Genomic DNA, 10,954 nt, shown 5'->3' with positions numbered 1-10,954 from the left:
GGACGTGGCGATTCGGGATGGAACACGAGGAAACGGGTGTCGTCGAGACGGGTCGGGAAGAGGCCCACGAGCTGCTCGACACCTACGCCGAACTGGGCGGGAACTTCATCGACACCGCCAACGGCTATGGTGGCGGCGACAGCGAGCGCTGGATCGGCGAGTGGCTCGACGAGCGTAATCGAGAGGACTACGTGCTCGCCTCGAAGTGCTTCTGGTCACAGGAATCGCGCTTCCAGGAGAACCTCTCGTCGAAGAACGTGCAGGCCGAAGTCGACGGATCGCTCGAACGGCTGGACACCGATTATCTGGACATCCTCTATCTCCACCGCTTCGACGACGAGACACCCATCGAGAAGACCCTCCGGACGATCGACGACCTGATCAGCGAGGGGAAGGTCCACCACGTCGGCCTGTCGACGGCCGATGCCTGGAAACTCACCAAAGGGCTCTGGAAAGCGGACGTCAACAACTACGAGGCCTTCACCGTCACCCAACCGCTCTTTCACGCCGCCTACTACGAGGACGTCGCCGAATACCTGGACGTCTGTGCCGATCAGGACCTGGCAGTTGTCCCGTACTCGCCGCTTGCCGGCGGGTTCCTGACGGGCAAATACGAACGCGTCGGCGACGGCACCTACGAACTCGACGCTCCGGGGGATACACGCGCGCAACTGGACGACCGCTTCCTGGACTTTTACGTCTCTGAGCGCGGTTGGCACGTCCTCGACGAGGTTCGGGCAGTCGCCGAGGAGGTTGAAGCAACGCCCGCACAGGTTGCCCTCCGGTGGTTGATCGACCAGCCCGATGTTACCTGCGTCCCGATCGTTGGGGCCCGAACGGTCGAGCAACTCGATGAAAATATGGGCGCTGTCGAAATCCAACTTACCGACGAGCAGTTCCAGCGGATCTTCGAGGCCCGCTACGACGAGAACGGAGCCCTCTATCAGACAAACGCCTGAGGAAGTGTCACCGACGAGGAGCGCTCTTTCGAACGAGCTACCCGAGGAGTATGGTGCCCGAGGCCCACGGTACTTGGTCGATCTCCAGTCCGAACCGGTCGAGTAGTGCACAGTGACTCTCGACGTGATCCGTCACACGTGGAATCGATACCTTGCCGCCCCCTAACCCCAGGAACGGGACGAGTTGGTCCGCAAGGTGGGCGTCGACGGCCACGGGCGAATCCCGAACGGCGAGCGCTCGCTCGACGGCCTCGCTGGCGACGTTTTCGGCGGGTTTCCCGCGTTTGCCACGGGCCGTCGAGCCGGCGATCGAGTGCTCAAAGTCGAGTCGGATTACCAGGACCGAGCCCGTCGAGGGTGTCGCCGCGTACCGGGTCGTCACGGCCGTGTCATCCACGTCCGCCGCCGCGAGTTGCTCAGTTGCGGCCGTCGCCTTCCGCCTGGCAACTGAGGAGTCGCACAGGTCCAGCGAGGCAGTCGAATAGATCCGTGCCCCGTCGAGTGAGCCTGGTTCGACGAGATCGATGGGCTCGACATTTGAGGGTGCGAGTCGAAGGGTTGCCTCACCGCCACCCGCCGGATAGAAGCCCGGGCGATCGACAGTGACGGCGGCGTGGATGCCGTGGTCGGTCACGACCGGGAGTTTTACCTGCCGGTAATAGGCCATGGGCGGTGACCACTGCACGTCCGTCCCGCCACTGGCGGTGAGGACGAGCGGTTCATCGAGGACAGTGGCGAGCGGGAGCACGGCATCGAACAGGAGCGTGATGCTCCCCGCCGTGCCGATCTCGGCGTGGTACTGGCCACCCTGGGGGTCGCCCGGGTCGAACGTGACCGTCGTCGCGCCAAGTTCGTTCCCCTCGACCGTCGCGTCGCAAATGTCCACGAGGACCTCCAGGGCCGTCTGATGCTGGGGCCGGAGGCCCGGTTCGGGGCGCGAGCCTCGGACGTCGGCCATCTCGAAGGGTGTGCCGGTCACCGCCGATAGCGCCAGTGCCGACCGGAACAGCTGTCCGCCGCCCTCGCTACCGTCGAGTTCGAGCATCGACGAGGGTTGGGTCGGACCAATCGTGAATGTGGGGGTACAGGTAGCAATCGTTTTGCGACTGCCGGGATAACGTCACGACGGCCGATGACGAGCGCACGGGCCGAGCCGGCCTCACGACCCGGCGATGACGAGCCCTATGAGTACCGAGGCCACGCCGATCCAGACCCACCACGGCCGCCCAGAAACTCAAATAATCATTATCGTTAACAGGGGATTTTATTTGACGACCATCCCACGTTCTGGCACTGTGACCATCGACGCTCGTCGCGTACGGATCGTGTTGCTCCTCATCGTCGTCGTGTTGGCACTCCCGCTGATGGTTGATTTCGCCACCAGATCGGGATCGGTCGACACGACGGACCCGGGACCGGCGACCGAGGCGACACCGACCACGACGAACCCGGCATCGGCCGAGACGACTGAATCGGTACAGTCGACAGTGACTGGCGGGACGAATCACACAGATCGCCAAGCACAGGCGGACTACGAGCCGACGGGACTAGTCGCCTACGTCGTCGACGCCCAGGGACCGAGTCAGTTGACGATCGTCGATCGATCGACCGGTGAGCGCGTGTTCAACCGGAGCGACTACGACCTCTATCACGACGTCGACCCCACACCGGCGGGCGAGCAGACCCTCTTCTACGTGGCGAGTAACATCCGGGGCGAGGCAATTTGCCCGGCTCGACTCGAATCGCCCTGCGCCCAGGACGTCTTCGAGCGGGTCAACTACTCGACCGGCGAGGTCGAACGACTCCACACCCGATTTGTCAACTACAATGGCTCTTCGAATATCCACGACGCGGATCGCGTCGCCGAAGGGAAATACCTCGCCGCCGACATCCAGTACGACCGAGCCTACGTCGTCGACATCAGAACCGACACCGTCGAGTGGACCTGGAACGCCGCCTCGGAGTTCAACCAGTCCTCTGGTGGCGCACCGAACGACTGGACGCACGTCAACGACGTCGAAGTGCTCGAAGACGGCCGGTACATGGTCAATCTGCGCAATCAGGACCAGGTCGTGTTCATCGATCCCGAGACGGGAATGGATCACAACTGGACGCTGGGAGCCGACGGCAACCACGACATGCTCTACGAGCAGCACAACGCCGATTACATCCCCGAATCCCAGGGCGGTCCTGCGGTGCTGGTCGCCGACAGCGAAAACAGCCGAATCGTCGAGTACCAGCGCCGGAACGACACCTGGGAACGCACGTGGCTGTGGACGGACGAGCGAATGCGCTGGTCGCGAGACGCCGACCGACTGCCGAACAACAACACCCTCATCACCGACACGCTGGGCACTCGCTTGCTGGAAGTCTCGCCGAACGGAACGATCCTCTGGGAGCGCGAGGTTCCCCGTGGCGTCTACGAGGCCGAACTCCTCGGGACGGGTGCCGAGAGTGACGGCGGGCTCAGCATGGCAGCGATCCGCGGGACCGCAAACCAGACCGACGTGAGTTCGGTCGGGGGCGTCTCCGGGCAGCTACAGAAAGGATTCCTCGGTCTGTTCCCGCCGCTGGTCTTGCACGGCTTCCTGTACGTGATGCCCACGTGGGTATCACCGCTGTCCGGCGCACTCCTCCTGGTCGATCTCGTGATCGTCGTCCTCTGGGGGCTCGGTGAAGGCGTTCGGTTCGGTCGTCGGCAGTACCGGGCGCGGCGTGGTGACAGCGGCGAGCCACCGGCGAGCGAGGACTGAATCTCGCGGCTGACGGGCCATCGATTAATGATCGTCGCCCGCCAACAGCCATCCATGGACATCGTTGCCGTCGCAGCCGTCGCCGAGAACGGTATCATCGGCGACGGGCCAACCTTGCCCTGGGAGCTGCCCGACGAGGTCCGCCGGTACCGGGAGCGCGTTGCCGGCGAAACCGTCGCTATCGGCCGTCGGACCTTCGAGATGTTCGACGACCCGCCCGGAGCCCGACAGATCGTCTTGAGCCGTGCCGAGCGCACGCACGCCGATCCGGCAGTTAGCCACGCGAGTGGCGTCGAAGCGGCGATCGAACGCGCCAGCCGGGATGGGGCGTCAGTCCTGTACGTCCTCGGCGGGGCGGCGATCTACGAGGTCTTTCTCCCGTATTACGACCGGATGCTGTTGAGTCGAGTCGACGGCACGTACGACGGCGACGCCGCATTCCCCGAGTTCGACACTGCTGTCTGGAACATGACATCTGAAACACGCTTCGACGGGTACACGCTCGAGCGGTGGGAACGCGCGGACGGGTGAGTGTCAGCACGAGCAGTGATCGGGGAGTCGCCAGCAGAAAACGAAAGTGAGCTGCTCTGCACAGCACCGCGTCAGGACGATCGCGACAGTGAATCGTGGTCGTCCGGGCGGAACACTCGCAAAACATCGCGACCGAGTGGCCGCGATTCGACCTCGACGAAGCCAGCGTCGGTAAACACCTGGTTCCAGTCGCGATAGTACAGCGGGACCTCGTCGTTGACGTACGTGACTGCGGGATCGTCGGACTGGCCGGTCTCGACCTCGCCCTCGTTTTCGATCGTGACGAGGAGGTCGTCCGTGATCCGGGCCAGTTCGTCGAACACCCAGTCGGCATCGGGATGGATATGTTGGAGTGTTTCGATGGAGTAGACTGCGTCGAATGTGCCGTCAGCGAAGTCCCCGACGACGTCCTCGATCGCTTCGAAATAGAAGGTGCCGTCGGCCGCGAGATCCGGATACGCATCGGTCATGACGTCGAGGGCATCCTCGTTGACGTCGATGCCCGAAAGTGATTCGAACCCACGCTGCTGGAGATGAGAGAGGTGCCGGCCGGAGCCAAAGCCCAGTTCCAGTACCGAGTCGTCCCGGTCGAGAGCCCCAACCAGTAGGTCACCGATCGCCTCGCTTTTCTCGTCCGGGCCGTAATGAGCGTAGTACGCCGGCGAGAACTCGCCGGATCGATCGGCCCACGTGCGGCGAACGTCGTTTGAATCCACACGCACCGTTCGGTAGGGAGACACAAAGATCCCCCGACACGCCGCTCGTGAATAGCAAGCAGCCATCCAATGCAGTCACGTTTTCAAGTGGGGAGCTCGTTGGTCCGGTATCGAGATGGCCGACGAGCAGACCGAGCGGAACGAAGTCGCGTGGTACTACGACGCCGTGACAACCGTCTCCCGGACGTTTGCACTCACGATCGACGAGTTGCGCGAGCCGATGACCCGCGAGATCTGTCTCGGGTACCTGCTCTGTCGGATCGCCGATACCGTCGAAGACGCCCGCCACATCCCACCCGGAGATCGGGTCCAGCTCCTTGAAACGTACAGTCGCACTCTGGATCCAGACGACGAGACGTCTGTCGAGGCGTTTCGAACGGCCGTCGAACCGTGGATCCCCGAGGAGCCAAGCGACGACTGGGATGTCGTTGCTCGCGCCCCGGAGGCAGTTGCCGAGTTCGATGCGCTCCCCGCGGCCTCCAGAGACGTGATCCGCCCGTCGATTCGAGAGCTCGTCGACGGAATGGCGACGTTTGTCGAGCGATACGCCGACACCGGCGGGCTTCGCCTCCAATCGTTCGAGGAGCTGGAGTCCTATTGCTGGTACGTGGCCGGGACTGTCGGTGAGTTTGTCACCACGCTCCTGCTCGAAGACGTCGATCCGGCACAGCGAGACTCCTTCCGCGAGGACGCCGAATCGTTCGCCCTGTTGTTACAGCTCGTCAACGTCGCCAAGGATGTCGCGACGGACTACCGGACGGAACGGAATGTCTACGCCCCTCAGGAACTCCTCACCGACGAAGGGCTCGAACCCGCTGACATCGCCGACACATCGAGTGGGGCGGCGTTCGCCCCGATCATTACCCAGATCGTCGAGCGGGCCGAGCAGTACCTCGACGGGGCACAGTCCTGGCTCGAAACCATGCCCGAAGTGCGTGGCAACACTCGGTCGGCGTGGGCGATCCCGTTTTTACTCGCTGTCGGGACGATTCGAGAGCTGAAGGCGAACCCGGAAGCCGTCATCGAAGAGGGTGGCGTCACCGTCTCCCGCCGTGAGGTGCTTGCGGTGCGCGCCCGGTTCGCCGACGGCAACGAGCCGGACATCGAGGCCCTTCGACGGCAGATGCGCCAGGCACCGCTCGGGGACAGCTAACCGAAAACGACCGCTCCCATCGAGTGTGCTTCCCGCCACCGAGTTTCTACCCGAGACTGGATTACCGAAAGACCACCGACTGGAGAGTTCTCACCACAGGAACGTGAACAGCACCGCGAAGGTGACGTAGGCACCGACCGTCGACAACAGCGGGACGACGTTCTGCATCACGATAACGCGGCCGGTCGTCGCCGGATCGAACAGGTCGGCCGCCGAGGGAATGTCGGCCGAGTCTTCCTCGCCGATCTCGGGCACTGCCTCACCCGCTTCCTCGGCCGCGAGGGCACCGACAGAGACGTCAGGAGTCTCCTCGCCGCGGACCACCTCGGGAAGGGCAGTCGTCCGCGTCGCCCGGCCCCACCCCAGCCCGACGATCGAGGTCGTCGCGATGATGACGAAGCTCGCGGGGATCCCGATGATCGAGAGGCCGATGACGATCGTCGAAGAGACGATCGCGACGACGATCGCGGCCGTCAGCGGCAGGTCGGTGATATCGTTACCAAGCGTGTCTAAGGTCCGCCGGGCGATCGTGAACGCCCCGACGGCGACGGCCACACAGCCAAGCAGGATCATCATATCGATGTCGGCACCCGCGCCGACCAGCGGGGCGATGGCGTTGGCGATGTTCGAGGTTCCCGAAGAGAAGGCCATCAAACAGCCAATGGCGATAACGACGATGCCCCCGACCGCCTCTCTGCGGGTGGTGTTCGGTCCAGCGACGAGTCGTGGCACCACACCGGAGTGATCGATCTTGAACATGGCGCCCTCCGTGGTCGTGATCGCCACCCACTCGTTGATCCGCGGGTAGAAGTATCGACCGATCATCCCGGAAACCCAGAAGCCGACGATCGGCGCGACGATCCACCAGATCGCGATCCCGCCCATCACGGCCCAGTCAAGCGTGCCCGTCGCGACCCCGAGGCCGCCCAGGGCCCCGACGGCCGTCATCGATGTCGAGGCAGGGACGCCGTAGTAGTTCCCAAGGAACAGTGCGCCGCCGATGAAAAACAGGACGACGATACTGGTCTCCATCGTCAACACGGTCGCGTCGGTGAACAGTTCGCTACCGAGCGTATCGACGACGCGCCGGCCAATTGTCCATGCCCCGACGAGGAAAAACACGGCCATCAGCCCTGCAGCGGCAGTCTTCGAGATTGCGTCGGCACCAACGGCCGGCCCGAATGCCGGTCCTGTAGTCGCGCCGCCGATGTTGAACCCGACGAACAGCGCGACCGTGATACCGACGAGAAGGAGTACTTCGACCATACAGGGGCGAGGATAGCCGCTCCCTTAATGGTAAGTTTTCGGTGCTGGCGTTCCAGCGAGTATCAGCAGCTGTGGGGATCGGAGATGAATGGTTATTCGTGTGGGCAGGTCGAAGTGTCGACCATGAACCAACACGACGACCAGACGCACCTGACAGCGGTGACCGAACGATGAATCCCTCACGCGTCGACTTCCTCGTCGATCTCGCGTATGGGACACTCATCTTCGTCGCGATCGGGATCATTTTCGTGGCCGAAACCAGCGTCGGCGTTGCCTTTGGGCTGGGTGCACTGATCGCCTACGTCATCCACATTGCCTGGAAAATGGGACGATTCGACCCCGACTGGATGACTAGCGAGATGGCCCAACGGGTCGAAGAAACCGTCCACGACGAGGTCGAACAGACTGTCAGCGACACTATGACTGAGGAAGTCGAACAGACCGTCGAGGAAGCGGTCCACGGCGAAGTCGAGGAGACAGTCAGCGAAACCGTCCACGATGAAGTCGAACAGACAGTCAGCGAAACCGTCCACGATGAAGTCGAACAGACAGTCAGCGAAACCGTGAGCAAGGAAGTCGATCGTGTCGAAGAGAGCGTCAGCGAGGAAGTCGAGAAGACCGTCGAGGAGACCGTCTCCAAGGAGGTCGACGATGTCGCCGAAGAGGTCAGCGAGACCGTCAGCGAGGAGGTCAGCGAGAAAGTCGAGGAAACCGTCAGCGAAGAGATCGGCAAGGCCAGCGAGGAGGGCGACGAAGACGACGAAAGCGACGAGGACGCCTGAAGACTCCCTGTCGGCCGAACGGAAGCCAGCCACTCACTCCGCTGCCGTGCTACTAACGCGGGATACCATTCGGACAGAGAGCGCACCGAACAACAGATCCAGCGCCAGCAGGATCGCGACCGCCGGGACCAGCGTGTCATACAGCCCACCGAACTGTGTCACCTCGATAACGGACAGGGTGTCTTCTCCGAGCACCAGTGCACGGACGGCCTCGACCCCGTAGGTGATTGGATTGAGAATCGCGACGAGTTCGAGATCCGAAGACAGCGGGATGAACGCCGGCGACAGAAAGAGAAGCGGGAACATGAACAGCATCGTCGCGGCGTTGAGTGCCTCTTCGTCCCTGGTGAGGATGCCCAGGATATTCGCCACCGACATGAACAGCAGGCCGACCAGCAGACAGACCACCAGGATGCCGACGATGCCGGCGATACCAGTTTCGATCGTGGCGCCCATCGCGACGCCCAGCCCGAGGACGGCAAGCAGTTGCATGACGATCCGGGTCAGTTCCGAGAGGGACTTCCCGGCGACGACGGCCGTCCAGCTCATCGGCGTCACAAGTACCTTCTCGAACATGCCACTCTCTAAGTCCCCGACAAGCCCGACGCCGGAGGTGAAAGCCGACCCGATCGTCGCCTGCATGAGCACCGCGGGCAACAGGTAGGTAAGATAGGCGACGTTCCCATAGCCCACCCGTCCGAGGGCGACCTCGCTGACGTCGCCGAACACCGTCGCGAACAGCACGAGCGAGAACACGCCCGCGACGATCTCCAGGAAGAAGGCTGTCGGGTTGCGGAGTGCCTTCCGGTTCCAGCGGGCGAAGTTGACGCGGACGTCACCGAGCAGGGAGTTCCCAGTCGGCGGCTCCCCAGGACGATTCCGGTTCGTATCCCCGCCATCGGTCGGGCTGACTCCATCGAGTGCGTCCGCGTCGGCACCCGGCGCGCTCATCGGTCGTCCTCCCCGTCGGGAGCATTTGCAAGACCAGCAGTCTCCTCGTCGGCGATTGCAAAGAACACGTCCTCAAGTGAGGGGGCACGCACATCGATCCCCGTCACGTCGATCCCCTGTTCGCGCAAGGCCACGAGGAGGTCCGGGGCTGTGGCCCGTGCCCGCTCGGTCACAATCCGTAACGCGCCGTCGTCGATCTCGACTGAGCCAGCCGAGGCGATGGCGTCCGTTCCCCGAGCGATTTCGGCCGCCCGGTGGACGGATGAATCGCCTTCGAAGGTAACTTCGAGGACTTCCCCGCCGACACGACGTTTCAGTGCCCTTGGGGAGCCGCGCTCGACGATCCGACCGTCACGGATGACCGCGAGTCGGTCACAGAGTTCGTCGGCCTCCGCGAGGTACTGCGTGGTGAGAAAGACGGTCGTCCCCCGGTCGTTGATGCGCTGGACGTACTCCCAGAGACGGTTGCGGGCTTTCGGGTCGAGGCCCGTGGTCGGCTCGTCCAGAAAGACCAGTTGCGGGTCGTGAACCAGCGCGGTCGCGGCGTCGAGGCGCTTTTTCATCCCGCCGGAGAACCGCTCGGCAGGGGTGTCGGCCACGTCGGCCAGGTCCACGAGATCGAGCAGGTCGTCGATCCGCTCGGCCCGATCACCCACGGGAACCCCGTAGGCGTCACAGGCAAAGCGAAGGTTCTCCCGGGCGGTGAGTTCGCCGTCGACGGCCACTTCCTGGGCCATGTAGCCGACGGTCGCCCGAACGGCCGTGGGTTGCTCACTCACGTCGAACCCGTTGACGCGGACAGTTCCTGCAGTCGGTTCCAGCAGTGTCGAAAGCAGCTTGATCGTGGTGGTCTTGCCGGCGCCGTTGGGTCCGAGAAAGCCGAACGACTCCCCACGCGGGATTGACAGCGAGACGTCTCGAACCGCCTCAGTGCCGTCGGGGTACGTCAGCGCGAGGGTCTCGGCCGCGACAGCGTCTTGCCCGTCCGATGCCGGGGCTCGGTCGCCGATACCGTCGTCGGTCGGTCCGTCAGTCATCGTCAGATCGGAACAGCCCCGGCGGGGTGTGCTTGCTGTGAGGTATGTGAGTGGGGTTTATTCGACCGGGCTAGCCACTGCGAAGATTGCCCACAAACGGAGGTTTATGCGTCCGATCGACGGCGTGTTCAGCGATGCGATACCTTCGCGTTACCGCCGCGGTCGAAAACGACGGCGGAACGCTGTTCGATCTGCTGGCGAACACCGCATACGTCCGGGTCGCCCGCGCCCAGGAATGGAACCTCACAAATCCGGACGAGCCGACGTTTCTCTACGCCATCGAGGGAGATCCCGACCGATTCCGGGAGGAAGCCCAGGCACTCGCCGGTGTGGAGCGCGTGGATATCTCTGTCGAGGGTGATGGCTCCTTCCATGCGCTCGTCCAGGCCAGACCGGCGGCCGTCGATTGTGTCACCCGCGGGATCGCCCACGGCGGGCTTGTGGTTCGAAAGCCGATCGTCTATCGCGACGGCGAGATCACGGGCCGCGTGATCGGCGACCCCGAACCGCTCCAGGCGGCGATGGACGGCGGCCCCGACGGCGTCCGAGTCGACGTCGAGGAAGTCGGTTCGTATCCAGGATCACTCGATCAGCCGACGGCAGCCCTGAGTGATCGCCAGCGCGAGGCACTCGAAACCGCGTTCGCACTGGGCTATTACGAGTCACCGCGCAGAGCGACCCACGAGGACATCGCCGCCGAACTCGAGTGTGCACCGGCAACGGCGAGCAGTCACCTCCAGAAAGCCGAATCGAAACTTGTCGGTGCCGTCCTCGACGAGTTCGGCCCCGCTGTCTGACGCACAAAC

General features: G+C 63.6%; 11 protein-coding genes. 6 read left to right on the top strand and 5 right to left on the bottom strand.

The genetic code is table 11. The features are described 5' to 3' along the window. A partial coding sequence (locus HZR20_RS11760; protein WP_258560435.1) for an aldo/keto reductase occupies positions 1 to 959 on the top strand: 959 nt, incomplete at its 5' end. A gap of 37 nt (positions 960 to 996) precedes the next feature. Here the strand turns inward: HZR20_RS11760 and rtcA are convergent. Next, positions 997 to 2,004, bottom strand: a complete 1,008-nt coding sequence (gene rtcA / locus HZR20_RS11755; RefSeq protein ID WP_181686935.1) for an RNA 3'-terminal phosphate cyclase — start codon at positions 2,002 to 2,004, stop codon at positions 997 to 999. A gap of 250 nt (positions 2,005 to 2,254) precedes the next feature. On the opposite strand from rtcA, the gene HZR20_RS11750 reads away from it, so the two are divergent. After that, on the top strand, positions 2,255 to 3,712 hold the full coding sequence (locus HZR20_RS11750; RefSeq protein WP_181686934.1) for an arylsulfotransferase family protein: 1,458 nt from the start codon (positions 2,255 to 2,257) through the stop codon (positions 3,710 to 3,712). A 54-nt stretch (positions 3,713 to 3,766) separates the two neighbouring features. Beyond that, complete coding sequence (locus HZR20_RS11745) at positions 3,767 to 4,243, top strand: dihydrofolate reductase (RefSeq protein ID WP_181686933.1); 477 nt, start codon at positions 3,767 to 3,769, stop codon at positions 4,241 to 4,243. Positions 4,244 to 4,314: 71 nt separating this feature from the next. On the opposite strand, the gene HZR20_RS11740 is transcribed toward HZR20_RS11745, so the two are convergent. Next, positions 4,315 to 4,959 carry a class I SAM-dependent methyltransferase gene (locus HZR20_RS11740; RefSeq protein ID WP_181686932.1) on the bottom strand — a complete coding sequence of 215 codons (645 nt, stop codon included), beginning with the start codon at positions 4,957 to 4,959 and terminating at the stop codon, positions 4,315 to 4,317. A gap of 115 nt (positions 4,960 to 5,074) precedes the next feature. On the opposite strand from HZR20_RS11740, the gene HZR20_RS11735 reads away from it, so the two are divergent. After that, positions 5,075 to 6,112 carry a phytoene/squalene synthase family protein gene (locus tag HZR20_RS11735; protein WP_181686931.1) on the top strand — a complete coding sequence of 346 codons (1,038 nt, stop codon included), beginning with the start codon at positions 5,075 to 5,077 and terminating at the stop codon, positions 6,110 to 6,112. A 90-nt stretch (positions 6,113 to 6,202) separates the two neighbouring features. On the opposite strand, the gene HZR20_RS11730 is transcribed toward HZR20_RS11735, so the two are convergent. Further along, a complete protein-coding gene (locus HZR20_RS11730; RefSeq protein WP_181686930.1) occupies positions 6,203 to 7,378 on the bottom strand; it encodes an inorganic phosphate transporter in 1,176 nt (391 codons plus the stop codon). 170 nt (positions 7,379 to 7,548) lie between these two features. Between HZR20_RS11730 and HZR20_RS11725 the strand changes: the two genes are divergently transcribed. Next, on the top strand, positions 7,549 to 8,160 hold the full coding sequence (locus tag HZR20_RS11725) for a hypothetical protein (RefSeq protein WP_181686929.1): 612 nt from the start codon (positions 7,549 to 7,551) through the stop codon (positions 8,158 to 8,160). Positions 8,161 to 8,193: 33 nt separating this feature from the next. On the opposite strand, the gene HZR20_RS11720 is transcribed toward HZR20_RS11725, so the two are convergent. Then, on the bottom strand, positions 8,194 to 9,111 hold the full coding sequence (locus tag HZR20_RS11720; protein WP_181686928.1) for an ABC transporter permease: 918 nt from the start codon (positions 9,109 to 9,111) through the stop codon (positions 8,194 to 8,196). Then, a complete protein-coding gene (locus HZR20_RS11715) occupies positions 9,108 to 10,148 on the bottom strand; it encodes an ABC transporter ATP-binding protein (RefSeq protein ID WP_181686927.1) in 1,041 nt (346 codons plus the stop codon). Before HZR20_RS11715 ends, HZR20_RS11720 begins: the two co-directional genes overlap by 4 nt. 134 nt (positions 10,149 to 10,282) lie before the next feature. Between HZR20_RS11715 and HZR20_RS11710 the strand changes: the two genes are divergently transcribed. Further along, entirely contained in the window at positions 10,283 to 10,945 is a 663-nt protein-coding gene (locus tag HZR20_RS11710) for a helix-turn-helix domain-containing protein (RefSeq protein WP_181686926.1), read from the top strand. Positions 10,946 to 10,954: the final 9 nt, after the last annotated feature.

It is taken from the genome of Halorhabdus salina (genome assembly GCF_013839425.1).
GTDB classification, from domain to species: domain Archaea; phylum Halobacteriota; class Halobacteria; order Halobacteriales; family Haloarculaceae; genus Halorhabdus; species Halorhabdus salina.
The sequence above is the reverse complement of the archived record's forward strand: the minus strand, read 5'-3'. Positions and strand labels throughout refer to the sequence as shown.